Genomic DNA, 26,144 nt, shown 5'->3' on the forward strand with positions numbered 1-26,144 from the left:
GCCTATCCAGCGTTTGCGGGGCGCATCAAAACCCGTAACATGAGGCGCTGCTGACAAGGAAGCCAACCTGATGCTCGACCGTTTACCCTTTCTGGTGGGCCTGCGATACGTGCGGGCCAAACGCCGGAACCACTTCATTTCCTTCATTTCGCTGACCTCGATGCTGGGCCTGGCCCTGGGTGTGGCGGTGCTCATTCTGGTGCTCTCGGTGATGAACGGTTTCGATCACGAGTTACGCACCCGGGTGCTGGGCATGGTGCCGCATTCGCGCATCGAGCAGCAGGGCGGCATGCGCGATTGGAAGGCGCTGGCTGAGCGAGTGAGCCAGCATCGTGACGTCGTTGCGGTAGCGCCTTACGTACAGCAGCAGGGCATGTTCTCCGCCGCCGGGCGCACCCAGGGGGCGCTGGTGACCGGTATCCAGCCCGAGTACGAGCGCAAGGTGTCGATCATCGGCCAGCACATGCAGGCCGGTTCTCTCGATGATCTGACCCCGGGTAGCTGGAACGTGATCCTGGGCGACCTGCTGGCGCGCAATCTGGGCGTGGGGGTCGGCGACCGCGTGACCCTGCTGGTGCCTGAGGCCTCGATCACCCCGGGCGGCGTATTCCCGCGACTCAAGCGCTTCACCGTCAGTGGCATCTTCAAGGTCGGGGCCGATCTCGACGCCAATCTGGCCTACGCCAACATCGAGGATATGCAAGCGCTGGCGCGTCTCGGCGACAAGGTCGACGGCCTGCGCCTGGAGCTCGACGATCTGTTCAAGGCCGGCCCTGTGACCCGCGATATCGTCAGCTCTCTGGGGGCCGGCTACCGCGGGCTGGACTGGACCTACACCCACGGCAATCTGTTCCAGGCGATCCAGATGGAGAAGCACATGATCGGCCTGCTGCTGATGGTGATCGTCGCCGTGGCGGCGTTCAATATCGTCTCGACGCTGGTGATGGTGGTCACCGACAAGCACGCCGATATCGCCATCCTGCGCACCATTGGCGCGACGCCACGCTCGATCATGGGCATCTTCGTGGTCCAGGGGCTGGCGATCGGCATCATCGGCATCGTGCTCGGGGTGGTCGCGGGCATTGCGCTGGCGCTGAGCGTGTCCGATATCATCGCCTGGTTCCAGTCGGTGACCGGTATCCAGTTCCTCGACCCCAACGTCTATTTCATCAGCTATCTGCCGTCGCGACTGGAGTGGGACGATGTCTGGGTGATCGTCTCCAGCGCGTTCGTGCTGACCTTCATCTCGACGCTCTATCCCGCCTGGCGGGCGGCCCGAATCCAGCCCGCGGAGGTGCTGCGCTATGAGTGATGTATCCATCGACCGCGCGTCGGGAGTGGCACGCGGTGAGCCGATGCTGGATTGCCGCCAGTTGACCCGGATCTACAGCGAGGGGCCGCAGGACATCACCGTGCTCGACCATCTCGATCTGCAGGTCGCGGCGGGCGAGCGTGTGGCGGTGGTGGGCAGCTCGGGCTCGGGCAAGACCACGCTGCTCAACCTGCTGGGGGGGCTCGATCGCCCCAGCGGTGGCGAGGTGGTGATCGGCGGACGGTCGCTGGCGGGTTTCGGCGAGGCGGCGCTGGGGCGTTTCCGCAATCGCTACGTCGGTTTCGTCTATCAGTTCCACCACCTGCTGGCGGAGTTCACCGCGGCCGAGAACGTGGCGCTGCCGCTGATCATCCGCGGGCAATCGCGCAAGGTGGCGTTGAAGCGCTCGCTCGAGCTGCTGACCCGTGTGGGTATGGCGCCGCGCGGGGATCACAAGCCCGGCGAGCTCTCCGGCGGTGAGCGCCAGCGCGTGGCGATCGCGCGAGCGCTGGTCACCGATCCTAGCCTGGTGCTGATGGACGAGCCCACCGGCAACCTGGACCAGACCACCGCGTCCAATATCCTCGCCCTGATGGATGAGTTGGCTTCGAGCACCGAGTGCGCCTTCGTGGTGGTCACCCATGATCCGGCGGTCGCCGATCATCAGCATCGCAAGCTGCGTCTCGACAAGGGACGACTGACCCCCGCCTGACGTCGCCATCACACATCCCGGCTAAAGAGACGCGCCGCCCTGGACGATCAATCGTTCAGGGCGGCGTCGTTTTGGGACGGGCGCGCGAGTCATCACCGGGCGAAGCAGGTACCGCGTTCAGTGGCGCTGACGCCGGGCGCGATGGCGTGCTCGACGGCGCCAGCTCCGCGCGATCTGCCAGCGCCAGATCAGGCGTACCAGCAGGTTGCTCGAGAGCGCCAGCACCAGCCCGACCAGCAGCGAGCCGACGAACAGCGGCACCACGATATGCGCCATCTGTCCGGCGATCCAGGCGGTGCTGATGTGATCGGGCACCTGGCGTGCCGGGTAGTCCATGACCCAGGCCCCGACCCGATAGTTGAAGTAGAACACGACCGGCATGGTGAGCGGGTTGGTCATCCACACCAGGCTCACCGAGAGCGGCAGGTTGCCGCGGAAGCAGTAGGCACCGAAGGCCGCCAGCACCATCTGGAACGGAATCGGCAGCATCGCCGAGAAACAGCCGACCATACAGGCGTTGCCGACACTGCGCCGCGACAGGATCCACAGCGCGGGGTCGCCCAGCATGTGGTGCATGAAGCGCAGCGAGCGCGTGCGCTGCAGTCTCTCCTGACTGGGGATGTAGCGTTGTAACCATCGACGAGACATGAGACCGCTCGCTGGACGAAGAGCGACCATTATCCATACAACGCCGAGGGCTCGCCATGTCTTGCAGCGGCCTTTACCACCCGGCCGCGGCCGGTGCCTGCGGGCAATGACAGCGTGCTGGTGGGCGTGCCGGCCGGGTCTGGCGATGCCGCTGGCGCTGGCAGCGATCGCTGGTGCCGTCGCCGGCGAGGCGCTGCCTGCAGTGACCGGAGTGGGGCTGGCGCTATTGGGGTCGGCACTCCTGCTGGGCGCGATTGTATGGCGGCGGGTGGGGCGCAGTGGGGCCTGGAGTCTCACGGGCGGCGGGCTGTGTCTGCTGGTGGCCGCCTGGTGCGCGCTGGTGCTGGTCCATGACCGGGCAGGGCGATTGCCCGAGCTGCTGGCGGGGCAGGAGTTCCGCCTCCAGGGTGTGGTCGAGAGCCTCCAGCGCGACGGCCGGCGTACCCGCTTCGTGCTGCACGTCACCCGGTGCGAGGCGCTGGCGCAGCCTGTCGCCTGCCCGCCGTTGGGGCAGGTGCGCCTCTCCTGGTACGCCGACAACTCCTTGGCGATGGGGGAGCGCTGGGCGCTGACGGCGCGTCTGCGCCCGCCGCTGGGCTTCGCCAATCCGGATACCTTCGACTACGCCGCGTGGCTGCGCCGGGAACATATCCATGCCCTGGGTTACGTGCGCGCGGAGGAGACGGCCCGGCGGCTGGCCCCAGCGCCGTTCTCTTTGCGTCGGGTGGCGCTCGAACGTCTGGCTGCGGTGCCGATGAGCGCGCTGGGCAAGCGCTGGCTGGCGGCGCTGACGCTGGGCGCCGGTGATGGCCTGACGGCGGCCGACTGGGAACGACTCAACGCCACCGGCACCACCCATCTGATGGTGATCTCGGGCCTCCACGTGGGCATGGTGGCGGCGCTGATGCTTTGGCTGTTGCGGCGTCTGGCGCGCTGGTTCGCTCCCACTGCCTGGCGGCTGGCTGCCTGGCCATGGGTGGGCGCGGCGCTGGCGGCGTTCGCCTATGCCAGTCTCGCCGGCTTCGCGCCGCCGACATTGCGTGCCGTGCTGATGACCACGATCGGCCTATGGGTGGCCAGTGGGCGGCATGCCCCGGGGTGGTGGCAGGCGTGGTGGTTGGCACTGGCGCTGGTGGTGGTCGCCGACCCCATGGCGCCTTGGCGTCCGGGCGTCTGGCTCTCTTTCACGGCGGTGGCGGTGCTGATCCTGGCCTGGTCGGGGCGGCCACGCCCGCGAGGGATACGCGGCTGGTGTCTGGCGCTGCTGCGCACCCAGTGGTTGTTGGCCCCGGTGATGGCGGCAGCGGTGTTGCTCGCCATCGGTCGGCTGGCCCCGGCAGCGCCATTGATCAATCTGCTGGCGGTGCCTGTGGTGGGCAGTCTGATGGTCCCGCTGGGATTCTGTGGCTGGCTCTGGGTGGCCTGGCCCACGCTGGCCGGCTGGGTGTGGGCGCCATTCGATCTGCTGGCCCGGGGCGTGGCTGAGGCGCTGACCTGGAGCGCCCAGATCGTGCCGCTGTGGCAGCCGGCGGCGTGGTGGCACTGGCCGCTGGCCCTGGCGCTGCTGCTATGGGCAGTGCTCTGGCTGCTCCCGGGTCTCGCCCTCAGGCTGCGGCTCTGGTTCAGCGCGCTGCTGCTGGTGAGCGTGGCCCTGCTGCGCGTGCCGCTGTTGCCACCGGATACGCTGGTGGTGACGGTCTACGACGTCGGCCAGGGTCAGTTGGTCGAGCTGCGCAGTCGTCACCAGCGCGTGCTGGTGGATACCGGGCCGCGCTTTGGCTCCGGTTTCATGCCACTGACGCTACTGTGGCCGCCGGGTCAGCGCTTCGACGCGGTGGTGGTGAGCCACAGCGATCGCGATCACGCCGGCGGCGTGCCGGCGCTTCAGGCTCGGCACCGCGTGGACCGCTGGTGGGCGCCGCGGGGCAATACTCTGGGGCTGCCATCGCGTCCGTGCGTCGCGGGCGAGGCCTGGCATGCGGATGGCGCCGACTGGCGGTTCCTGTCGCCGCCGCCGGGAGCGGCGTCACTGCCGCGCAACGACCGCTCCTGCGTGCTGCTGGTCACGCTCGGCTCGCGGCGGGTGCTGATCACCGGTGACGCCGGGGTCGCCATCGAGCGCCACCAGCTCTTGCCGCAGCTGGGCATGGGGCGTATCGACGTGCTCGTGGCCGGCCACCACGGCAGTGTCACCAGCTCGGCACCGAGCTTCGTGGCGGCGACGCATCCGCGTGAGGTGGTCTTCAGCAGTGGCCGTCACAACCCCTTCGGCCATCCCAGGGAGGCCGTAGTGGCACGTTTCCTGGCGGCCGGCAGCCGCGTCTGGAACACCGCCTACGACGGTGCCGTGCGCTTCGTGTTGAGCGCGAGCGGCATCGAGGTCGAGACCCAGCGGCATCCCGGCTGGTCGCGCCGGGCGACTGTCGACACCGGGGATGTTGGGGTAGAATCCAGCCCCTGAATGCGCCCGCGGCGCGTGTCGCTGGCCTGATGCTGATCGCCCCGCGCCGGCACTGGCCCGGCTATCTGCTGGGCCCGCATGCTCGCGGGCGACGCTCTCTCTATCCAGTCGAACGGAGTTACCGTGTCACAAGCTTCCAGTTGGGCACTCTATCGACGCCTTCTCACTTATGTGCACTCGGAGTGGCGCTCCTTTGCGCTGGCAGTCGTGGGCTACGCCATCTATGCCGCCTCCAGCACCGCACTGGCGGAGATGATGAAGCGGCTGATCGACGGTATCCAGCATCCCGATGCCGACTTCCGCTACTTTCTGCCGCTGTTCGTGGTGCTGATGTTCGCCGCGCGGGGCGTGGGCACCTTTCTGGGTACCTACTACATGAGCAACGTGGCGCGTAATGTGGTGCACAAGCTGCGCTGCAACGTCTTCAACCATATGCTGCATCTGCCGGGGCGCTTCTTCGATATGCACTCCAGCGGTCATCTGATCTCGCGCGTGACCTATCATGTCGAACAGGTCACCGGTGCGGCCACCAACGCGATCACCGTCATCCTCCGTGAGGGGCTCTTCGTCATCGGCCTGATCGGCTATCTGCTATGGACCAACTGGCTGCTGACGCTGATCTTCCTGGGGGTGACGCCGCTGATCGGGCTGGTGGTGCGCTACACCAGTAAACGCTTTCGGCGCATCTCCCGGCGTATTCAGAACTCGATGGGGGATGTCACGCATGTCGCCTCCGAGGCGCTGACCGGCTATCGCGTGGTGCGCACTCACGGTGCCGAAGCGTACGAGAAGCAACGCTTCGAGGCGGCGAGCAACTACAACCGCGAGCAGAGCATCAAGGAAGCGATGACCAAGGCCACCAGCACCCCGGTGATTCAACTGCTGGTGGCGCTGGCCCTGGCGGGTCTGGTGTGGCTGGCCATGGCCCCCGAGCTGATGAACGCCATGACCCCCGGTGAGTTCGTCGCCTTCATTACCGCCGCGTCGCTGATGGCCAAGCCGATTCGTTCGCTGACCGACGTCAACAGCATCATCCAGAAGGGGCTTTCCGCCTCCCAGGAGCTGTTCGGCCTGCTCGAGCAGGCGACCGAGGTCGACGAGGGCCAGCGCGAACCGCACCGGCTTGCCGGTCGAGTGAGCGTCGAGCGGGTGCGCTTCGCCTATGACGAGGGGCAGCCCGAGGTGCTCAAGGGTATCGACCTGGAAGTCCCGGCGGGGCAGATGGTGGCCATCGTCGGACGCTCGGGCAGTGGCAAGTCGACCCTGATGAGCCTGCTGCCACGCTTCTATCGGCCCACAGCCGGGCGCATTCTGATCGACGACATCGATATCCAGGAGTACCAGCTGTCACCGCTGCGCCAGCAGATCGCCCTGGTCTCGCAGCAGGTGACGCTGTTCAACACCACGATCGCCGAGAACATCGCCTATGGCGCGCCCGAGGCGTCGAGAGAATCGGTGATCGCCAGCGCCAAGGCCGCTTATGCGCACGAGTTCATTGAGCATCTGCCGCAGGGCTACGATACGCTGGTCGGTGATAATGGCGTGATGCTCTCCGGTGGTCAGCGTCAGCGCCTGGCGATTGCCCGCGCGATCTTCAAGGATGCGCCGATACTGATTCTCGACGAGGCGACCTCGGCGCTGGATACCGAATCCGAGCGCTATATCCAGCAGGCCCTGGAGACGGTCTGCCAGGGGCGCACCACCTTTGTCATCGCCCACCGCCTGTCGACCATCGAGCGTGCCGATCGCATCGTGGTGATGGAGCAGGGCGAGCTGATCGAGAGCGGTACCCACACCGAGCTGCTGGCACAGGAGGGCGCCTACGCCTCACTCTATCGGCTGCAGTTCCAGGAGCAGACGTGACGCCACTCGAGCGCGCCTGGTACCAGGGGGCACCCTGGCTATGGCTGCTCCAGCCCCTCGAGGCGCTCTACCGCGGCGCCGTTCGCCGCCGTCGTGCGGCCTATCGGCAAGGCCGACGTGGCGTCTGGCAGCCGCCGGTGCCGCTGGTGGTAGTGGGCAATCTGAGCGTGGGCGGCACCGGCAAGTCGCCGCTGGTGGCCTGGCTGGCCGAGTGGCTGGTGGCGCAGGGCTGGCGTCCGGGCATCGTGTCGCGTGGCTATGGCGGCAAGGCGCCTGCCTATCCGCTGCTGGTCGACGCCGAGACGCCGGTAGCGCACAGCGGTGACGAGCCGCTGATGCTGGCACAGCAGAGTGGGGTCGCGGTGGCGGTCGACCCGCGCCGTCCGCGAGCCGCCCAGACGCTGATCGAGACGTGCGGCTGCAACGTGCTGCTGGCGGACGATGGCTTGCAGCATTATGCCCTGGGGCGGACACTCGAGGTCGCGGTGGTCGATGGCGAGCGTGGCTTCGGCAATCGCCATTGCCTGCCACGCGGCCCCCTGCGTGAGCCCCTCGAGCGCTTGGCAGCGGTCGATGCGTTGATCGGTAACGGTGGGCTCGATCCGCTGTCCGAGAGCGACGCACCCGGTGTGCCGCGTTTCGCCATGCAGGTGCGTCCGCGCGCCTGGCGCCATCTGCTCAGCGGCGCGACTCAGCCGATCGAGACGCCGCCGTTCGCCATCGATGCGCCGGTGGAGGCGCTGGCGGGGATCGGCCATCCGCAGCGCTTCTTCGACACGCTGACGGCGCTGGGCGTGGAGCATCGTGCCCATCGCTTCGCCGACCATCACGCCTTCAGCGCCACCGACCTGCCCGCAGGCGATCGGCCGATCGTGATGACGGCCAAGGATGGGGTCAAGTGTCGCGACTTCGCCGACCAGCGCTGCTGGGTGCTGGATGTGATCGCCGCGCCGGATGCCGGCTTCGAACGGTGGTGGACGGCACGCGTCGAGCAGTGGCAGCGGCCATCCTAGTCGCCACGCCGGCGAGCGCCCGTGATGGAAGGCGCCGGCCACCTGAGACATGTTGTGCGGACACCCGTCCGCCCCGAATCGCCACGAGGAGAGACCATGGACAAGGAATTGATAGCGATGCTGATCTGTCCCGTCAGCCACAGTGAGCTGACCTTCGACCGCGAACGCAACGAACTCAAGAGCTCGGTCAGCGGGTTGGCTTACCCGATCCGTGACGGTATCCCGGTGATGCTCGAGAGCGAAGCCCGGGTGATGAGCACCGAGGAGAAACTCGGCAAGGCGGCGCCGGCACCATGAGTGAATTCGTCGTCGTCATTCCGGCCCGCTACGGGTCGAGCCGGCTGCCCGGCAAGCCGCTGATGGAGATCGCTGGCCTGCCGATGGTGCAGCATGTATGGCAGCGTGCCGGCGAAAGTCTTGCCGCACGGGTCGTGATCGCCACCGATGATGCGCGGATCGAGGCTGCGGCGCGGGCGTTCGGCGCCGAGGTCGTGATGACCCGTGGCGATCATCCCTCCGGGACCGATCGCCTGGCCGAGGTCGCCGAGACGCTGGCGCTGGCAGCCGACACTCTGGTGGTCAACGTGCAGGGCGATGAGCCGCTGCTGCCGGCCGCGGCCATCGACCTGGTGGCGCAGCGTCTGGCAGCCGACCCGCGCGCTTCGATCGCCACGCTGGCCGAGCCGATCCATGATGTGGAGACGCTGTTCAATCCCAACGTGGTCAAGGTGATCACCGACTTCAGCGGACGCGCCCTCTACTTCTCTCGCGCGCCGATCCCGTGGGATCGCAATGCCTGGAAGACCCAACCGCCGACGCTGCTGGAGACCGACGCCTGGCGCCGGCATATCGGGCTCTACGCCTATCGCGCCGGCTTTCTGGCCGAGTACGTGAGCTGGCTGCCGGCGCCGCTGGAGCAGCTCGAACAGCTCGAGCAGCTGCGCGCGCTGCAGCATGGCCACCTGATTCAGGTCGCCAACGTCACCTCGCCCTATCCTGGCGGCGTGGACACCCAGGAGGATCTGGAGCGGGTGCGCGAGCACTTCGCATCCCGGGGGGCACATGGCTGAACGTGAGCCGAGTTACCGGGTGCTGTTCGTCTGCCTGGGTAACATCTGTCGTTCACCGACTGCCGAGAGCATGCTGCGCCAGCGTCTGGCGCAGCTGGGTCTGAGCGAGCGGGTCGCGGTCGACTCCTGTGGCACCGGTGCCTGGCATGTCGGTCAGCCCCCGGATCTGCGCGCCCAGCGTGCGGTGCGGGAGCGGGGAATCGATATGAGTGAGCTGCGTGCCCGCCAGCTGGTACGTGAAGATTTCGACCGCTACGACGAGATACTGGTCATGGATGGCGACAATCTCGCCCAGACGCTGGCACTGGCGCCGGTTTCTAGCCGAGCACGTGTCGCTCGGCTTCTGCACTATGTCGGTGAGCCCGAAAGCGACGTGCCCGATCCCTACTATGGCGGTGAGGCGGGATTCACGTTCGCTATCGATCGGATCGAGGCGGCGGTGGCCGGCCTGGCCGAGAGCCTTGCCCAGCGCTTGTCGGTCGCACCCCATGGGTGAGCCCGAGGCGCTCGAATATGCACGCGATCTCGGTCGTGCCAACACCATGGCACTGCCGTGTATCGCCGAGCGCTTCTGGTGCGCGCGGGACAGTGCCGCGGTCGCCGCGGCGCTGCGCCTGGCCAACGCCAACGACTGGCCGCTGAGCGTGCTCGGTGGTGGCAGCAACCTGCTGCTGCCGGCGCATCTTTCTGGCCTGACGCTGGTGCCGGAGCTTCCCGATATGACCTTCACCCCGGGTGAGGGCGACAGCGTGGTGGTCGAGGTGGGGGCTGGCGTCGGCTGGCACGCGCTGGTGACGGCGTGCGTCGAGCGCGGGCTGTGGGGGATCGAGAATCTGGCGCTGATCCCCGGTCTTGCCGGGGCCGCGCCGATCCAGAATATCGGTGCCTACGGCGTGGAGCTCGGCGATGTGCTGCTCTGGGTGGAGTTCGTCGATCGCCGCGACGGCCAGTGCCATCGGCTGACGTCCGCGGCCTGTGCGCTCGGCTACCGTGACAGCGTGTTCAAGCGCGAGCTGGCCAATCAGGTCGTGATCACGCGGCTGGCGCTGCGCCTTTCGCGCCGCCCGCGACCGCAGTTGGGTTACGGTGTGCTTGCCGAGCGTGTATCGAAGCGCCCGGATCTGCAGGAGATCTTCTCAGCCATCTGTGCCATTCGCCGAGAGAAGCTGCCCGACCCGCGGGAGCTGCCCAATGCCGGTAGTTTCTTCAAGAACCCGGTGGTCTGCGCGTCGCGCGCGGCGCAGTTGACGCAGCGCTACCCCGAGTTGCCCTGCTATCCCCAACCTGATGGTCAAGTCAAGCTGGCCGCAGGCTGGCTGATCGAACGCTGTGGCCTGAAGGGGTGGCGGCAGGGCGCTTTCGGTGTGCACGAGCGTCAGGCACTGGTGCTGGTGCATTTCGGAGGCGGTGATCTTGGCGAGCTGCTGACGTTCGCCGCGGCGATCGCCGAGCGTGTTTACGACACCTTCGGTATCACTCTGGAGCGGGAGCCGCGCCAGGTCCACGAGTCCGAAGCCTAGCGCCATATCTGCTTCACCGGCGGATGAGCGTGCCAGCGATATCGCTGGCCCTGACAGCAAAAAGCCCAGACCGAGGTCTGGGCTTTTTGCGTTTTGGGCGCGTTCAGCTATCGCTGTTGCCCTGTTCACGACGCCGCTTCTCACGCGGGTCGTTGTGCGCACGGCGGCGGCGGGGCGGGCGTGAAGCGCCGGTCTCGTCTGCCTTGGTTTCCGGCTGGGTCTCGGCCTGGGCGACCTGAGGCTTAGCTTCAGCTTCCGGTTTGGCCTCGGTCTTGGCAGCGTCGGTCTGAGCAGCCTGCGGCTTGACGTCGGCTTCCGGCTTGGCCTCGGTCTTGGCGGCGTCGGTCTGAGCAGCCTGCGGCTGTGCCTTGGTTTCAGCTTCCGACTTGGCAGCGTCGGTCTGAGCAGCCTGCGGCTTGATGTCGGCTTCCGGCTTGGCCTCGGCCTTGGCAGCGTCGGTCTGAGCGGCCTGCGGCTTGGCGTCGGCTTCCGGCTTGGCCTCGGCCTTGGCGGCGTCGGTCTGAGCGGCCTGCGGCTTGGCGTCGGCTTCCGGCTTGGCTTCGGCCTTGGCGGCGTTGGTCTGAGCGGCCTGCGGCTTGGCGTCGGCTTCCGGCTTGGCCTCGGCCTTGGCGGCGTCGGTCTGAGCAGCCTGAGGCTGTGCCTTGGTTTCCGGCTTGGCTTCGGTCTTGGCGACTTCGGTCTGAGCGGCCTGCGGCTGTGCCTTGATTTCCGGCTTGGCGTCGGATTCCGGCTTGGCCTCGGCCTTGGCGGCGTCGGTCTGAGCAGCCTGCGGCTGTGCCTTGGTTTCCGGCTTGGCCTCGGCCTTGGCGACGTCGGCCTGAGCGGCCTGCGGCTGTGCCTTGGCTTCCGGCTTGGCTTCGGCCTTGGCGGCGTCGGTCTGAGCGGCCTGCGGCTTGGCGTCGGTTTCCGGCTTGGCTTCGACCTTGGCGGCGTCGGTCTGAGCGGCCTGCGGCTTGGCGTCGGCTTCCGGCTTGGCGCCGGCTTCCGGCTTGGCCTCGGCAGTGTCTGCCTGGGGTGCTTCGCTATCCGCCGTGGCGGCCGCCGCCTGAAGACGCTGCTGCTCTTCGGCAGCGGCCGGGTTCAGCGCGTGCTGGCGGCTGCGGTTGCGAGGGTTGTTGCGCATACGCTTCGGCTTGCTGTCGGTGCTCTCCTGCGGTGCCGCAGCGCTATCCGCGGTATCGGCCTGACGTGTCGCCTTGGGCTTGCCGGCGTTGTCGGGCTTGGCCGTCTCGGCGCGGTTCTCGCTACTGCGTTCGCCTTTGCCGCGGCTCTCCTGGCGGGGCTGACGATTGCCTTGCTGGCGCGCGTCGTCACCGCTCTGACGGTTGTCGCTGCCGCCCTGACGGCTGTCATCTTTCTGGCGGTTGTCGTCCTTCTGGCGATTGTCGTCCTTCTGGCGGTTGTCGTTACCGCCTTGACGGTTGTCGCTGCCGTTCTGGCGATTGCCGTTACGTCCACCATCGTTGCGATTGTCGTTACCGCTCTGACGATCCTCCGACTGCCGGCGCCGGCGATTGTTGCCGCTGCCCTGGCGGTTGTCGCCACGATTGCCCTGGCGGCTGTCGTTACCGGCATCGGCCTGCTTGCCATTGTCGCCGTCACGCTTGGCACCGCCGCTGCGCTGCTGCTCGCCGTTACGCTGCGAGTCGCCGTTACGATTGCCACGGTTACCGCCGGCGTTGTGTGACGCCGGCTTGTCGTTGCCGCCTGTGCTGCGTGCCTGGGTCTGGCTGTCGCCGGCCGGTCGGGAGACCTCCTCGTCGGCGCGACGGCGTCCGAACAGGCCGCGGAACAGCTGGATCAGGCCGCCGTTATGTGCGGTCTGCGACTGCGCGGCGACGGGCTCGGGCTTGGCCGGTTCGGGTTTGGCTGGCTGCGACTTCGGCTGAGCAGCGGCGGGTTGGGGCGTCTCCGGCTCCTGGTGCAGCGAGTCCGGGGCAGGGGCGGTGTGGAGCACGGTCTGCACGGCCGCCTGAGTGCGCTGGATCGGTTTGGCCAGGCTGGTCTCGGGCTCCTTGATCGCTTCGCTCTCGACCGAGAGCTCATAGCTCGACTTGTGCTCGTCACCCTCTTCGCAGACGTGATCGTCGCGCAGGCGCTGGACGTCGTAGTGCGGCGTGTCCATGTCCGGGTTGGGCAGCAGCAGCACGCGTACCTTCTGGCGCCGCTCGACGTCGGAGAGCACGTTGCGCTTCTCGTTGAGCAGATAGGTGGCGACAGGCACCGGGAGGATGGCGCGAATCTGCGCGCTGCGCTCCTTCATCGCCTCCTCTTCGATCAGACGCAGGATCGAGAGGGCCATCGAGCGGACGTCGCGGATCGTGCCCTGGCCGTCGCAGCGCGGGCAGACCACGCCGCTGGTCTCACCCAGTGACGGGCGCAGACGCTGACGTGACATCTCCATCAGGCCGAAGCGGGAGATACGTCCGATCTGGACCCGCGCCCGGTCGAGCTTGAGCGCATCACGCACGCGGTTCTCTACCTCGCGCTGGTTGCGCGCCGGCGACATGTCGATGAAGTCGATCACCACCAGGCCGCCGATGTCGCGCAGACGCAGCTGGCGGGCGATCTCGTCGGCCGCTTCGAGGTTGGTCTGCAGCGCGGTCTCTTCGATGTCGGCGCCGCGGGTGGCGCGTGCCGAGTTGATGTCGATCGAAACCAGGGCCTCGGTGTGGTCGATCACCACCGAGCCGCCGGAGGGTAGCTTGACCTCGCGCTGGTAGGCGGTCTCGATTTGCGACTCGATCTGAAAGCGCGAGAACAGCGGGACGTCATCGCTGTAGAGCTTGATCTTCTGCTGATAGGAGGGCATCACCTGGCGAATGAAGCTGAGCGCCTCCTCGTGAACGGCGGGGCTGTCGATCAGCACCTCGCCGATATCCTGGCGCAGGTAGTCGCGCATGGCGCGAATGATGACGTTGGACTCGCGGTAGATCAGGAAGGGGGCAGGGCGCTTGACCGCTTCGGCGGTGATCGCTTCCCACACCTGCACCAGGTAGTCGAGATCCCACTGCAGCTCTTCCGATGAGCGGCCGATCCCGGCGGTACGCACGATCACGCCCATCTTGTCGGGCAGCGTGAGCTGGCCCATGGCGTCCTTGAGCTGGCTGCGCTCATCGCCCTCGATGCGCCGCGAGATACCGCCGGCACGCGGGTTGTTGGGCATCAGCACCAGGAAGCGGCCGGCGAGGCTGATGAAGGTGGTCAGCGCCGCGCCCTTGTTGCCGCGCTCCTCCTTGTCGACCTGGACGATGACTTCCTGCCCCTCCTTGAGCACCTCCTTGATATTGGGGCGCCCCGAAGGCTCCTTGGAGAAGTACTCGCGGGAGATCTCCTTGAGCGGCAGAAAGCCGTGGCGGTCGGCGCCGAAGTCGACGAAGGCGGCTTCCAGGCTGGGTTCCAGGCGGGTGATCTTGCCCCGGTAGATATTGGCCTTCTTCTGTTCCCGGGCGCCGGACTCGATGTCCAGATCGTAGAGGCGTTGGCCATCGACGAGTGCGACGCGCAACTCTTCCGGTTGGGTCGCGTTGATCAGCATTCTTTTCATGACATCTCGCAAATTCAGCGTGCCGGTGGAAGGCAGGCCTGAATCGGCGACGACGAACCGCAAGCGGTCGTGCTGTGCTCGCGCACATTGGTGGAGCGACCCCGCAGGAGGAACAAGCTTAGCGTGAGCCAGAAAGAACTTGGCGTGTCACCAACGCGTGGAACCGCGTCGGGACTCGAAAGGACTGCCCGGTCGCTGTGCGCCGGATGGTGTCTTGTCCACCCGGCCACAGTCGGGTCGACGCTCGTCGAGCCCTTTGGCGTGCTGGCTGATTACCTTGGCATCTCTGCTGTCCTGACCTGCTTGTCTGGGTGCTGCACGAACATGTGTTGAGTACGAAACGGTGGCGGAACATGTCACGGTGCGCATCGATCAGCCGCATCCGGTCCCGCAGACTGCCGTCTATATCACTTGGCATTGTTCGGTTCGGCGACGCCTTCCACCGATACTTGTGGGTTTCCCTGGAGGAGATGCGCTGACGTTGTCGTCAGCGCGTGGCTCCCGGCAGGGGCAGGGCGTTCCAAACGTGTTTTGATCGACCCAGAGCGTGTGACTTTCGCTAACCCTCTGGGGGATCGAGACATTTTTTCGCTCCGGCCAGCGTATTCAGGGGCTGGCGCCGACGTGGAGATATCCACTGAGCGACATCGCAATATAACAGTAATGGCGCGCGGGCGGCAATTGAGGTCGCGCCGTCCGGGGAGTGCGTTAGAATGGCCGGCCGTCGGCGCCAGAGGCCGCCGATTCGCGTTGCCGAGGAGTCAAGCATGGCCGAGGGCCAGGAAGTCCAGTTCATCGAAGTCAGCGAGTCCCAGGCGGGGCAGCGTATCGACAATTTTCTGCGTACCCGGCTCAAGGGCGCGCCGAAGTCGCTGATCTATCGGATCGTGCGCAAGGGCGAGGTGCGGGTCAACAAGAAGCGGATCAAGGCCGATTATCGGCTGCAGAGTGGCGACCTCGTGCGCGTGCCGCCGCTGCGGCTGACGCCGGAGAGCGCGGTCAAGGAGGCCAGCGAAGGGCTGCGCAATCTGCTCGCCGGCAGCGTGCTGGTCGAGAGCCCTGACTGGTTGGTGATCAACAAGCCCTCGGGGCTGGCGGTACATGGCGGCAGCGGGGTCAAGATCGGGCTGATCGAAGCGCTGCGCCAGGTGCGTGAGGACCTCGACTTTCTCGAACTGGTTCACCGTCTCGACCGTGACACCTCGGGCTGCCTGCTGCTGGCCAAGAATCGCGCCGCGCTGCTCTCGCTCAACGCCGCCATGAAGGAGCGGCGCATGGAGAAGAAGTATCTGGCGCTGGTTCAGGGGCGCTGGCCGGCGCGGCGCGACTATGTCAGCGCGCGGCTGGACCGCTACGACGCCGGCAACGGTGAGCGCCGAGTGCGCGTGGACGACGCCGGCAAGGTCTCGCGCACCCGCTTTGCCGTGCGCGAGACGCTGCCCCGGGTGACCCTGATCGAGGCCGAGCCGGTCACCGGGCGCACGCATCAGATACGCGTGCACGCGGCCCACGCCGGGCATGCGCTGCTGGGCGACGACAAGTACGGCACGCCGGAGGGCGAGCGCATGGCCCGAGGGCTGGGGCTCGATCGGTTGTTCCTGCATGCGCTGACGCTGACCTTTCCCGATCCCAAGAGCGGCCGCGACGTGCAGGCGCGGGCGCCGCTGGAGGCATCGCTGGAGCGGGCACTGGAGCGGGCGCGGCATGCCTCTTGAGGTTCGTGTGCAGGCGCGTCCGCGTGCCTGCCGCTATCAGCTGGTGATCTTCGACTGGGACGGCACGCTGATGGACTCGGCGGCGCGGATCGTCGCCTGCATGGAGGTTGCCGCAGACGAACTCGGCTGGGTGGCGCCGACACCGGCGGCAATCCGCGACATCATCGGGTTGGGTCTGCCCGAGGCGATGGAGGCGCTCTATCCGGGGATCGGAGCGCTGGAGCGGGATACGCTGCAGGCCGCGTTCAGCCGGCAGTTCCGCGTCGCCGACCAGGTGCCGTCGCCGTTCTTCCCCGGCGTGCGCGAGGGCATCGCGCGGCTGCGCGAGGCATCTGAGTGTCGCCTGGCGGTGGCCACCGGCAAAAGCCGGCGGGGGCTCGATCGCGTCTTCGCTCACCACGGCTGCGGCGAGTGGTTCGCGGCCAGCCGCACCGCCGATCAGACCCGCTCCAAGCCGCATCCGCAAATGCTCGAGGAGCTGCTGGCGGCGTGCGAGCTGCCGCCCGAGGCGGCGGTCATGGTCGGCGATACCGAGTACGATCTGGAGATGGCGCGGGCGCTGGGCATGGATCGGGTGGCGGTGAGCTATGGGGTCCATGCGCGCGAACGGCTGCTGGCCAGTGAGCCGATACGGGTCGTCGATGATTTTGCCGGGCTGGTCGAGTGGCTGTTGCCCGGCCCTGCTGGAGAAGGCCGCGCGTGACACCCGGCGTGGCCACGCATTCGCATCGATCGCCGCGCGTCTGGCGCAAGGAGTGAGCAGATGAGTGATCAACGACACGACGACTGGACCGATGGCCCCGAGCTCTCTGCGGAGGCCGCCCGGGCCCGGCGCGACGCTGCGCAGACAGCGCCCGGCGCGGAGGGAGAGAGCGTCAGGCTGGCCGAGATTCGGCTGCTCGATCGCTGGATCGGCGACGTGCTGGCGGAACAGCGGCGCTCGCGGCGCTGGAAGATATTTTTCCGTCTACTGTTCGCCGGCGTGGTCATTGCCGGGCTTGCGCTGAGTGCCTATGGTCTGCTGCTCGCCCAGGGGCAGGGCGCCGCCGGTGGCGAACGTCATCTGGGTGTGGTCGACGTCTCGGGGCCTATCGATGCCCAGGGCCAGGCGAGCGCCGAGCGCATCATCGAGGGCCTGCGACGCGCCTGGCGCGATCCCGACAGCGACGCGGTGGTGCTGCACATCAATAGTCCCGGCGGTAGTCCGGTGCAGTCGCAGCGGGTCTATGACGAGATTCGCTACCTCGAAGCCCAGGGTGACAAGCCGATCCTGGCGGTGATCGAGGATATCGGCGCCAGCGGCGCCTACTATATGGCCTCGGCGGCGGATCGGATCTACGCCTCGCCCGCCAGTCTGGTGGGGTCGATCGGGGTGATCAGTGCGGGCTTCGGTCTGCAGGGGGCGATCGACAAACTGGGCGTCGAGCGGCGGGTGTTCACCGCGGGCGAGAACAAGGCGTTTCTCGACCCGTTCTCGCCCGTGGCGCCGGCACAGCGGGCGTTCTGGCAGTCGGTGCTCGACACCACGCATCAGCAGTTCATCGATGCGGTGAAGTCGGGACGCGGCAAGCGCCTGAGCGACGACCCGAGCATCTTCTCCGGGCTGATATGGACCGGCCAGCAGGCGCTGCAGCTGGGGCTGATCGACGATATCAGTAATCTCGAGCAGCTCTCGCGCAGTCGCCTGGGTAAGGTCAGCCTGGAGGACTACACCCCGGCGCTCGACCCCTGGTCGCTGTTTTCCCAGAAGCTGACCCAGGCGGCGGCACACTGGCTGGGGATCAGCGAAGCCGCCTCGCCGGTGCGCTATCAACTGCCCTGAGGTGTCGCTGCCAGCGGATCCATCCCGGCTTCGCGCAGCAGCTCGCACAGCCGCATCAGCGGTAGCCCGATCAGGGTGTTGGGGTCGCTGCCGTCGAAGCGCTCGAACAGGGCGATGCCCAGCCCTTCCATGCGGAAGCTGCCGGCGCTGTCGAAAGGGCGCTCGCGGCTGACGTAGGTCTCGATCTCGGCGTCGCTGAGCTGTCGAAAATGCACGTCGTAGGTGTCGTGGGTGACCCAGTGGCGGCCACTGGCGGTATCGACCAGGGCGAGACCGGTCATGAAGCGCACGCGCTGCCCCGAAAAGCGGCGCAGGTTGGTACAGGCGGTGGCGTGATCGCCAGGCTTGCCCAGGATGTCATCCTCGAACAGCGCCAGCTGATCGGAGCCGATGATCAGATGCTCGGGAAACTGCTCCGTGACGGCCTGCGCCTTGCTGAGGGCCAGGCGATGCGCCAGCGCCGTCGGCGTCTCATCCTTGCGATGACTCTCATCGATATCGGGTGCGGCCCAAGTGAAGGGGAGTGCCAGACGCTCCAGTAGCTGGCGGCGGTAGGGGGAGCTGGAGGCGAGTACCAGTCGCGGCATGGGCTTTCCTTGAACGGTTGTCGGTGCGGTGTCTATGGGGTCGCTGTCTGTTGGACCAGGAGCTATCGGATCGCTGCGTCGCCTCGGCGTTCTGGTCGTGGAGGGCACGGCGATCGTCGCTTCTCGATGGACAGCAGAATGGAAGAGTGTTTGTCAGCAAGACGGTTTTAGTCAGTCACTATGACCAGTTTATTTTAAGTGCGAACTATTCATGCATGACAGGATCCCACTGATTAATCGCGTCTCGGCGTATGTTGTCGACGATTTGCGCATGGCCGCAATAAACAGCACCGAAGAGTTCGCGACTTCAGGCTGTCATGCCGCCCATGGTGGCGCGCGGGCGCCGTTCGTGCCCTCGCCCTGCGGCGCCAGGATCTCCCCAGCAGTGTCTCTAGCATAGTCGCGATCAAGTGCTTTGACAGAGACAGGTCGAATCCCTATTATGGCGCGCCTATGTTGACCAGACGACTTCCCGCGACCGTCGAGCCTTATCGCCTCGCGGCCAACCATGAGCTTCTCGAGGGCACTGTCGACCTCGAGTCGCTGTCGCGCCTTGCCGCCGAGATCGGTGCGCAGAGCGGACAGGCTCAGGTATCGCTGCAGTTCGGGCGCGATGCCCAGCGCCGTCACCTGATCGAAGGTGAGCTGTCGGCGCAGCTGCAGATACCGTGCCGGCGCTGCCTGCAGCCGATGAGCGTGCCGGTGTCGAGCCGTTTCCAGCTCGCTGTCGTGAGCAGTGACGCGCTGGCTTCCGAGGTGCCGAGCGAGTACGAGCCGGTGCTGGTCGACAACGAACATCTCGACCTGCTTGGGGCGATCGAGGACGAGCTGTTGCTGAGTCTTCCTCAGGTGGTCTATCACGAAGAGTCGGACTGTGCCGTCTCGCGTGATCAGATGCAGAGCGGAGAGAGCGCCGACGAACGGGCGCCCGCTCGAGCCGATAGCCCCTTCGACGTCTTGAAGACGTTGAAGGGAAAACTCTAAAACCGAATGACACTGACGTTGGAGTCATCATCATGGCCGTTCAACAGAACCGCAAGACCCGTTCCAAGCGTGGCATGCGCCGCGCACACGATGCGCTGAGCAGCCCGGCCCTGTCCCAGGACAAGGAAACCGGCACCACGCATCGTCGTCACCACGTTGCCCCGGACGGCTACTACCGTGGTCGCAAGGTCATCGACGTTTAATTACGGCGACTGACGCTGACGCGCGGGCAATGCGCATCGCCATCGATGCCATGGGCGGGGACTTCGGTCCCCGCGCTACTGTCGGGGGGGTGCTGATGGCGCTCCAGCGTCATCCTGGTCTCGAGCCGACGCTTTTCGGCCCCAAGGCCGAGCTGCAGAGTATTCTGGAGCAGCTGGGCACCTCCCGCGAGGCGCGCGGGCGGATCACGCTGAGTGATGCCCCTAGGGTGGTCACCCAGGCGATGGCGCCAATGGATGTGCTCGACAACCCCTGTGCGACCAGTCTGCATGGCATGCTGCGGGCGGTGGCGCGGGGCGAGGCGCAGGCTGGCGTCAGCTGTGGCAATACCGGTGCGCTGATGGCGCTGGCGAGACGTGAACTCGGCAGCGTGCCGGGGATCTCCCGCCCGGCCATCAGCACCGCCGTGCCGACGCGTCACGCCGGGCGCTGCTATCTTCTCGATCTGGGCGCCAGTGTCGAGGTGCACGCCAGACATCTGGTCGACTTCGCCCACATGGGTGCACTGATGTGCCGTGTCGTCGATGACGTTGCGCGTCCGCGGGTGGCGCTGCTCAATGTCGGTGTCGAGGCGGGCAAGGGTGTGGCCCGGGTGCGCGAGGCCGACACCGAGTTGCGCGGGCGCGACACCGATACCTTCGACTATATCGGTTACCTGGAGGGAGATGGCATTTTCTCCGGCGCGGCCGATGTGGTGGTGTGTGACGGTTTCGTCGGCAATGCGGTGCTCAAGGCCAGCGAAGGGGTTGCCCAGATGCTGCTCAAGCGCCTGCAGGAGACTTTCGAGTCCCACTGGAGCACGCGTCTGGTCAGTGCGCTGGCTCGCCCGGCGTTGATGCGCTTCAAGGCGCAGCTCGACCCGGTGCGCCACAACGGCGCCAGTCTGCTGGGGCTGAACCAGATCGTGGTCAAGAGTCATGGCAATGCCAGCAATCGCGCTTTCGCCTTCGCCATCGATCGTGCGGTGCGCGAGATCGCGGTAGGGCTGCCGGATCACCTGCGTGGGGCCTGGTCGGAATTGGCGGCGACATCTGCTATCTCGTCGGTCGACGACGTCGGTCGAGTGGATAGCGGGTCTCGTGATACGACGGGAACCGACGATTCATCACTTCAAGGGTGAGCGCGATGACGCAATCACTGGCTCTGGTCTTTCCCGGGCAGGGCTCTCAGCAGCAAGGAATGCTGCGGGAATTGGCCGAACGCTATAGCGTGGTTCGCACCACGTTCGACGAGGCTTCCGAAGCGCTGGGTTACGACCTGTGGCATGTCGTCCAGGAGGGGCCCGAGGAGAAGCTCAACGCCACTGCCTGCACCCAGCCTGCGCTGCTGGCGTCGAGCGTCGCCGTGTGGCGGGTGTGGCAGGAGCTCGAGGGGCCGCGTCCGAGCATGATGGCCGGGCACAGCCTGGGCGAGTACAGTGCCATGGTGTGTGCTGGTGCCTTGGGCTTCGCCGAGGGTATTCGCCTGGTGCGGCTTCGCGGTGAAGCGATGCAGGAGGCGGTGCCGGCAGGCGTAGGCGCCATGGCGGCAGTCCTTGGGCTCGACGATGCCGCAGTGGAGCAGGCCTGCCGCACGGCCGCCGGCGACGAGGTGGTGGCCGCGGTCAACTACAACTCGCCGGGCCAAGTGGTCATCGCCGGGCATCAGGGTGCAGTGGATCGTGCCATTGCGCTGTGCCAGGAAGCGGGTGCCAAGCGCGCGCTACCGTTGCCGGTATCGGTGCCCTCGCACTGTGCGCTGATGAAGCCCGCTGCGGCGCGCGTCGAGGCGGCGATCGCCGACCTCGACATCAAGCTGCCGCGCTACGCTGTCTATCAGAACGTCAATGCCGAGGTGCCGGCATCGGTGGAGGCGCTGCGCCAGCGCCTGGTCGAGCAGCTCTATCGCCCGGTACGCTGGACGGACTGCGTCAACGCCATGTTCGAGGCCGGGTCGGGTGTCTTCATCGAGTGCGGGCCGGGCAAGGTCCTGACCGGACTCAACAAGCGCATCCAGCGTCAGATCAAGGGGTTGGCCGTCAACGACCCCGACACGCTGTCCTCCGCCCTCGAGCTGGCGCGCGAGGCGTTGGACGTTCAAGAGCCTTAAAGGATGACATCATGACCGAACGTAGAGTCGCGTTGGTGACCGGTGCCAGTCGTGGTATCGGGCGCGCCGTGGCCCGCGAGCTGGGGCGTCAGGGGCGCATCGTGATCGCCACTGCCACCAGCGAGAGCGGTGCGGCGCGGATCGACGAGGATCTCAAGGCCCACGATATCGAGGGGTTGGGCCTGGCGCTCGACGTCACCGATCAGGCCAGTGTCGAGGCCATCTTCAAGCGCATCACCGAGACCTATGCCGCACCCACCATCGTCGTCAACAATGCCGGCATCACGCGCGACAACCTGCTGATGCGGATGAAGGAAGACGAGTGGGACGCAGTGCTCGATACCAATCTGAAGTCGGTCTATCGTGTTTGCAAGACGAGCCTCAAGGGGATGACGCGGGCGCGTTTCGGCCGTATCGTCAACGTGAGCTCCGTGGTGGCGATGATGGGCAATCTCGGCCAGGCCAACTATGCTGCCGCCAAGGCGGGCATGGAGGGGTTTACCCGGGCGCTGGCACGTGAAGTCGCTTCGCGCGCCATCACCGTCAATGCGGTGGCGCCGGGCTTCATCGACACCGACATGACTCAGGCTCTGCCGGAAGCCCAGCGCGACGCGCTGCTGGGTCAGATTCCGCTGGCGCGCCTGGGTCAGCCGGAAGAAATCGCAGCGGCCATCGGTTTCCTGACCAGCGACGCCGCCGGCTATATCACCGGCGAAACGCTGCAGGTCAATGGCGGTATGAACATGCGGTAATCCCTCCGCGACGCGGGTTGCGTCGTTTGGGGGCGGTCTATAAACTAGCCGCAGCTTTTTAGCTGGCGGATTCGTACCATTAGGAGTAACGACATAATGAGCACCATCGAAGAGCGCGTTAAGAAGGTTGTTGCCGAACGCCTGAACGTCAAGGAAGAGGACATTCAGAACTCCTCCTCCTTCACCGAAGACCTCGGCGCGGATTCGCTGGATACCGTCGAACTGGTGATGGCGCTCGAAGAGGAATTCGACACCGAAATTCCCGACGAAGAAGCTGAAAAGATCACGACCGTTCAGGAAGCGATCGACTACATCAACGCCCACCAGTAAGGCGGTTATCTCCATCACTCGATGGAGTTCGACTGCCGGCTGATTGGCCGATGTTGCGAAAGCCGCTCTCGATGAGAGCGGCTTTCTGCGTTATGGGGCCAACACCGTCCCGCCAGCATCGCTGTGGTAGCCTGTGCGAGCGTGAGCCTGTCGGCAGGCGCCAGGGGTTGGTGCCAGGTCTTCGAAGGGCAGCGGGTCGCCCATCGGCGACGGGGATCGGTTATAATTCGCGCGTTTCGGTGTGCGGGCCGGCGGAGGGGCTTGGATGAGCCGCCGCCATGGCTCGTGGCAATGACGGAGTTCGGAGGAGATTCGATGCCGCGTAGAAGAGTGGTAGTGACCGGCCTGGGTCTGGTGACCCCGGTCGGTAACACGGTCGAGGAGAGCTGGCAGCAGCTCTTGTCAGGGAAGAGTGGCATCGCGCCGATCGAGCATTTCGACACGGCAGGTTTCAATACGCGTTTCGGCGGGGCGGTCAAGAACTTCGACATCGGCGAGTACTTGAATCCCAAGGAAGCGCGCAAGATGGATCTGTTCATCCAGTACGGCGTGGCCGCTGCCACCCAGGCCATGCGCGACTCCGGCATCGCCTGCACCGAGGAGAACGCTCACCGTATCGGCGTGGCGATCGGCTCGGGCATCGGCGGGCTGCCGATGATCGAGCGCAACCACGACGCGCTCAACAAGGGTGGCCCGCGGCGAGTATCGCCATTTTTCGTACCCGGATCGATCATCAACATGATCTCCGGCAGCCTGGCGATCCAGCACGGTTTCAAGGGTCCCAACATCGCCATCACCACCGCCTGTACCACCGGGACCCACAATATCGGCTACAGCGCGCGCACCATCGCCTACGGCGATGCCGATGTGATGTTCTGCGGTGGTGCCGAAATGGCCACCACGCCGCTAGGGCTGGGCGGCTTCTCGGCGGCGCGGGCGCTGTCGACGCGCAATGACGATCCGCAGGCGGCGAGCCGCCCGTGGGATCGCGATCGTGACGGCTTCGTGCTCTCCGATGGCGCTGGGGTGATGGTGCTCGAAGAGTACGAGCACGCCAAGCGGCGCGGTGCCACCATCTATGCCGAGCTGACCGGTTTCGGCATGAGCGATGACGCCTTCCACATGACCTCGCCGCCGGAAGATGGCAGCGGTGCCGCAGCATCGATGCAGAACGCGATCAACGATGCCGCTATCGACCCCTCGGCCATCCACTACATCAATGCCCACGGGACCTCGACCTCGGCGGGTGACGTCGCCGAGAGTCGCGCCGTGGAGCGGGTGATGGGGAGTGGCGCAGACAAGGTCGCGGTGAGCTCGACGAAGTCGATGATCGGCCATCTGCTGGGCGCTGCCGGGGCGGTGGAGGCGATCTTCTGCGTACTGGCGATCCGCGATCAGGTCGCGCCGCCGACGATCAATCTCGATAATCCCGGCGAGGGCTGCGTGCTCGACTTCGTGCCGCACACGGCGCGCGAGATGAAGATCGATACCGCGCTTTCCAACTCGTTCGGTTTCGGTGGCACCAACGGCTCGCTGATCTTCTCGCGGGTGTGACCTACGCATGCGGGATCTGACGCTACCCCTGGACGACCGCGGTCTGGCCTACGGTGATGGGCTGTTCGAGACCGTTCTGGTGCGCGACGGACACGCGCTGCTGTGGGAGGCGCATCTGGCACGGCTCGCCGAAGGGTGCGCTCGCCTGGGGCTGCCGCCGCCGCCGCGGGATCGGCTCGATCCGTTGCCGGCGGCCTGCGCTGGCGGGCTGCAGGTGCTCAAGCTGGTGGTCACCCGGGGCAGTGGCGGGCGTGGTTACCGCCCGCCGGCCGAGCCGGAGCCGCGCTGGGGCTGGAGCGTCACAGCGTTCGCCCCAGCGCCCCAGCGCTGGTTCGCGGGGGTCGAGGTGCGGCTGTGCGAGCTGCGCCTGGGGCGGCAGCCGCGCCTGGCCGGGCTCAAGCATCTGGCTCGGCTGGAAAACGTACTGGCGCGCCAGGAGTGGGATGACGACACCATCGCCGAGGGGCTGATGTGTGATAGCGAGGGCTATCTGGTCGAAGCGACGGCGATGAATCTGGTGTGGCTGCACGAGGGCCGTCTGGAGACACCGTTGCTCGACCAGGCCGGGGTCGCCGGCACGCTGCTGGCTTCGCTCGACGCCGAGACCCCGCTGCAGCGAGTACGGGCCGAGCCGCAGCGGCTACAGCAGGCCCAGGCCGCCTGGGTCTGCAACAGCGTGCAGGGGGTGTGGCCGATTCGCGTGCTGCGCGACGCCGAGGGGGCGGTGCTGCGGCGCTGGGAGGTCGCGGCCGACGACCCGCTGCGCGATCTGGCGCATCCGCTGCTCGGCTACCCTACGGGGCCCGACGCCTGAACAGGCGGCGCGCCGCAGCGCGCCGCGATACCTGCGCCGCCCTGGCCATCCGGGCGCCCGCAGTGACACCCGGAAAACCGGGCCATTTAAGGAAGTGGCATGCGCCTTCTCAAGATTTTCGTGGTGCTGATGGTGCTGGCGGCGCTCGCCGCCTTCGCCGGCTATCGTTACTGGCAGTCGCAGCTCGACGGGCCCATCGCGCTCGACAGTGCGACCGTCTATGAAGTGCCGCGTGGTGCGGCATTCTCGCAGGTGGTCGATGACCTCGCCGCGCGCGGCATCATTGCGGCGGCCTGGCCCTATCGAGTGCTGGCGCGGGTCGAGCCGCGCGCGATGCAGGGGCTGCGTGCCGGCGAGTTCCAGCTCGAGCCGGGCATGAGCGGCCGCCAGTTAATCGCCAAGCTCTCCAGCGACCAGGTGGTGACCTACCGGGTGACGATTCCCGAGGGCTGGACCTTCCGTCAGATGCGCCAGCTCCTGGACGGTGCCGAGAAACTCGACCACCGCACCGCCGAGATGAGCGATGCCGAGATCATGCGCGCGCTGGGGCATCCGGACGAGCACCCGGAGGGGCGCTTCTTTCCCGACACCTATCGCTATCACAAGGGCGTGACCGACCTCGAAGTGCTGAAGCGCGCCTATGCGCGGATGCAAAAGACCCTCGATGAAGTCTGGGCCTCCCGTGACGACGGGCTGCCCCTCGACGGCCCCTATCAGGCGCTGATTCTGGCCTCGCTGATCGAGCGTGAGACCGGCGTGCCCGCCGAGCGTGGCGAGATCGCCGGCGTCTTCGTGCGGCGGCTTGAGAAGGGCATGCGCCTGCAGACAGATCCGACCGTGATCTACGGCATGGGCGACAGCTATGTCGGCAACATCACCCGCGCCGATCTGCAGCGCCAGAACGCCTACAACACCTATGTGATCGACGGCTTGCCACCGACGCCGATCGCCATGCCCGGGCGGGCGTCGCTGGAGGCCGCGGTGCACCCTGCGCCCGGCGACGCGCTCTACTTCGTGGCCAAGGGCGACGGCTCGCACCAGTTCTCGCGCACGCTCAGCGAGCACAACGCCGCGGTCAGACGCTATATCCTGAACCGCGACTGACCGGA

General features: G+C 66.6%; 24 protein-coding genes. 21 read left to right on the forward strand and 3 right to left on the reverse strand.

Annotated elements, in window-relative coordinates; translation table 11 throughout:
• Window positions 1–70 precede the first annotated feature (70 nt).
• Window positions 71–1,312 carry a lipoprotein-releasing ABC transporter permease subunit gene (locus tag ABV408_RS08745; protein ID WP_035474546.1) on the forward strand — a complete coding sequence of 414 codons (1,242 nt, stop codon included), beginning with the start codon at window positions 71–73 and terminating at the stop codon, window positions 1,310–1,312.
• Entirely contained in the window at window positions 1,305–2,024 is a 720-nt protein-coding gene (locus tag ABV408_RS08750) for an ATP-binding cassette domain-containing protein (protein ID WP_353982011.1), read from the forward strand. The genes ABV408_RS08745 and ABV408_RS08750 overlap by 8 nt, the downstream gene beginning before the upstream one ends.
• A gap of 117 nt (window positions 2,025–2,141) precedes the next feature.
• On the opposite strand, the gene ABV408_RS08755 is transcribed toward ABV408_RS08750, so the two are convergent.
• Entirely contained in the window at window positions 2,142–2,672 is a 531-nt protein-coding gene (locus ABV408_RS08755; protein WP_207030782.1) for a DUF2062 domain-containing protein, read from the reverse strand.
• A 106-nt stretch (window positions 2,673–2,778) separates the two neighbouring features.
• Here ABV408_RS08755 and ABV408_RS08760 point away from each other — a divergent pair, with 106 nt between their 5' ends.
• From ABV408_RS08760 to murB, 7 genes are all read left to right on the forward strand, one after another.
• On the forward strand, window positions 2,779–5,133 hold the full coding sequence (locus ABV408_RS08760; RefSeq protein WP_353982012.1) for a DNA internalization-related competence protein ComEC/Rec2: 2,355 nt from the start codon (window positions 2,779–2,781) through the stop codon (window positions 5,131–5,133).
• 78 nt (window positions 5,134–5,211) lie between these two features.
• On the forward strand, window positions 5,212–6,996 hold the full coding sequence (gene msbA / locus ABV408_RS08765) for a lipid A export permease/ATP-binding protein MsbA (protein WP_405049932.1): 1,785 nt from the start codon (window positions 5,212–5,214) through the stop codon (window positions 6,994–6,996).
• Window positions 6,993–8,009, forward strand: a complete 1,017-nt coding sequence (gene lpxK, locus ABV408_RS08770; RefSeq protein WP_353982014.1) for a tetraacyldisaccharide 4'-kinase — start codon at window positions 6,993–6,995, stop codon at window positions 8,007–8,009. The genes msbA and lpxK overlap by 4 nt, the downstream gene beginning before the upstream one ends.
• A 96-nt stretch (window positions 8,010–8,105) precedes the next feature.
• Complete coding sequence (locus ABV408_RS08775) at window positions 8,106–8,306, forward strand: Trm112 family protein (RefSeq protein WP_035474558.1); 201 nt, start codon at window positions 8,106–8,108, stop codon at window positions 8,304–8,306.
• Window positions 8,303–9,079 (forward strand): 3-deoxy-manno-octulosonate cytidylyltransferase, encoded by a 777-nt coding sequence (kdsB, locus tag ABV408_RS08780; RefSeq protein ID WP_353982015.1) that lies wholly within the window; start codon window positions 8,303–8,305, stop codon window positions 9,077–9,079. Before ABV408_RS08775 ends, kdsB begins: the two co-directional genes overlap by 4 nt.
• The gene (locus ABV408_RS08785) at window positions 9,072–9,575 is read left to right on the forward strand and encodes a low molecular weight protein-tyrosine-phosphatase (protein ID WP_353982016.1); all 504 of its coding nucleotides are present in this window, start codon (window positions 9,072–9,074) and stop codon (window positions 9,573–9,575) included. Before kdsB ends, ABV408_RS08785 begins: the two co-directional genes overlap by 8 nt.
• Window positions 9,568–10,599, forward strand: coding sequence for a UDP-N-acetylmuramate dehydrogenase (murB, locus tag ABV408_RS08790; RefSeq protein ID WP_353982017.1), 1,032 nt, complete (start codon window positions 9,568–9,570; stop codon window positions 10,597–10,599). The genes ABV408_RS08785 and murB overlap by 8 nt, the downstream gene beginning before the upstream one ends.
• Window positions 10,600–10,702: 103 nt before the next feature.
• On the opposite strand, the gene rne is transcribed toward murB, so the two are convergent.
• On the reverse strand, window positions 10,703–14,167 hold the full coding sequence (rne, locus tag ABV408_RS08795) for a ribonuclease E (RefSeq protein ID WP_353982018.1): 3,465 nt from the start codon (window positions 14,165–14,167) through the stop codon (window positions 10,703–10,705).
• 767 nt (window positions 14,168–14,934) lie between these two features.
• Here rne and ABV408_RS08800 point away from each other — a divergent pair.
• Genes ABV408_RS08800 through sppA form a run of 3 tightly spaced genes read left to right on the forward strand, consistent with a single transcriptional unit; the run spans window position 14,935 to window position 17,704 of the window.
• A complete protein-coding gene (locus tag ABV408_RS08800) occupies window positions 14,935–15,882 on the forward strand; it encodes an RluA family pseudouridine synthase (protein WP_353982019.1) in 948 nt (315 codons plus the stop codon).
• The gene (locus ABV408_RS08805) at window positions 15,872–16,585 is read left to right on the forward strand and encodes an HAD-IA family hydrolase (RefSeq protein WP_353982020.1); all 714 of its coding nucleotides are present in this window, start codon (window positions 15,872–15,874) and stop codon (window positions 16,583–16,585) included. The genes ABV408_RS08800 and ABV408_RS08805 overlap by 11 nt, the downstream gene beginning before the upstream one ends.
• Before the next feature lie 60 nt (window positions 16,586–16,645).
• Window positions 16,646–17,704, forward strand: coding sequence for a signal peptide peptidase SppA (sppA, locus tag ABV408_RS08810; protein WP_353982021.1), 1,059 nt, complete (start codon window positions 16,646–16,648; stop codon window positions 17,702–17,704).
• On the opposite strand, the gene ABV408_RS08815 is transcribed toward sppA, so the two are convergent.
• On the reverse strand, window positions 17,692–18,291 hold the full coding sequence (locus ABV408_RS08815; protein WP_353982022.1) for a nucleoside triphosphate pyrophosphatase: 600 nt from the start codon (window positions 18,289–18,291) through the stop codon (window positions 17,692–17,694). The genes sppA and ABV408_RS08815 overlap by 13 nt on opposite strands.
• A 453-nt stretch (window positions 18,292–18,744) precedes the next feature.
• On the opposite strand from ABV408_RS08815, the gene ABV408_RS08820 reads away from it, so the two are divergent.
• The 9 genes from ABV408_RS08820 to mltG all read left to right on the forward strand — a co-directional run bounded on the left by ABV408_RS08820 (window position 18,745) and on the right by mltG (window position 26,139).
• The gene (locus tag ABV408_RS08820) at window positions 18,745–19,275 is read left to right on the forward strand and encodes a YceD family protein (protein WP_353982023.1); all 531 of its coding nucleotides are present in this window, start codon (window positions 18,745–18,747) and stop codon (window positions 19,273–19,275) included.
• 32 nt (window positions 19,276–19,307) lie between these two features.
• A complete protein-coding gene (rpmF, locus tag ABV408_RS08825; protein WP_106420326.1) occupies window positions 19,308–19,478 on the forward strand; it encodes a 50S ribosomal protein L32 in 171 nt (56 codons plus the stop codon).
• Window positions 19,479–19,507: 29 nt separating this feature from the next.
• Window positions 19,508–20,617: a phosphate acyltransferase PlsX gene (gene plsX, locus ABV408_RS08830; RefSeq protein ID WP_353982024.1), complete on the forward strand. Its 1,110-nt coding sequence runs from the start codon at window positions 19,508–19,510 to the stop codon at window positions 20,615–20,617.
• Between the two features lie 5 nt (window positions 20,618–20,622).
• Window positions 20,623–21,585 (forward strand): ACP S-malonyltransferase, encoded by a 963-nt coding sequence (gene fabD, locus ABV408_RS08835; RefSeq protein ID WP_353982025.1) that lies wholly within the window; start codon window positions 20,623–20,625, stop codon window positions 21,583–21,585.
• Window positions 21,586–21,593: 8 nt separating this feature from the next.
• A complete protein-coding gene (fabG, locus tag ABV408_RS08840; RefSeq protein ID WP_353982216.1) occupies window positions 21,594–22,337 on the forward strand; it encodes a 3-oxoacyl-ACP reductase FabG in 744 nt (247 codons plus the stop codon).
• A 96-nt stretch (window positions 22,338–22,433) separates the two neighbouring features.
• Window positions 22,434–22,667: an acyl carrier protein gene (acpP, locus tag ABV408_RS08845; RefSeq protein ID WP_035474582.1), complete on the forward strand. Its 234-nt coding sequence runs from the start codon at window positions 22,434–22,436 to the stop codon at window positions 22,665–22,667.
• A gap of 315 nt (window positions 22,668–22,982) precedes the next feature.
• Window positions 22,983–24,221, forward strand: coding sequence for a beta-ketoacyl-ACP synthase II (gene fabF / locus ABV408_RS08850; RefSeq protein ID WP_353982026.1), 1,239 nt, complete (start codon window positions 22,983–22,985; stop codon window positions 24,219–24,221).
• 7 nt (window positions 24,222–24,228) lie between these two features.
• On the forward strand, window positions 24,229–25,035 hold the full coding sequence (pabC, locus tag ABV408_RS08855; protein ID WP_353982027.1) for an aminodeoxychorismate lyase: 807 nt from the start codon (window positions 24,229–24,231) through the stop codon (window positions 25,033–25,035).
• Between the two features lie 99 nt (window positions 25,036–25,134).
• A complete protein-coding gene (mltG, locus tag ABV408_RS08860) occupies window positions 25,135–26,139 on the forward strand; it encodes an endolytic transglycosylase MltG (protein ID WP_353982028.1) in 1,005 nt (334 codons plus the stop codon).
• Window positions 26,140–26,144 lie beyond the last annotated feature (5 nt).

The sequence above is a fragment of the Salinicola endophyticus genome, from assembly GCF_040536835.1.
In the GTDB taxonomy this organism is placed as follows: domain Bacteria; phylum Pseudomonadota; class Gammaproteobacteria; order Pseudomonadales; family Halomonadaceae; genus Salinicola; species Salinicola endophyticus_A.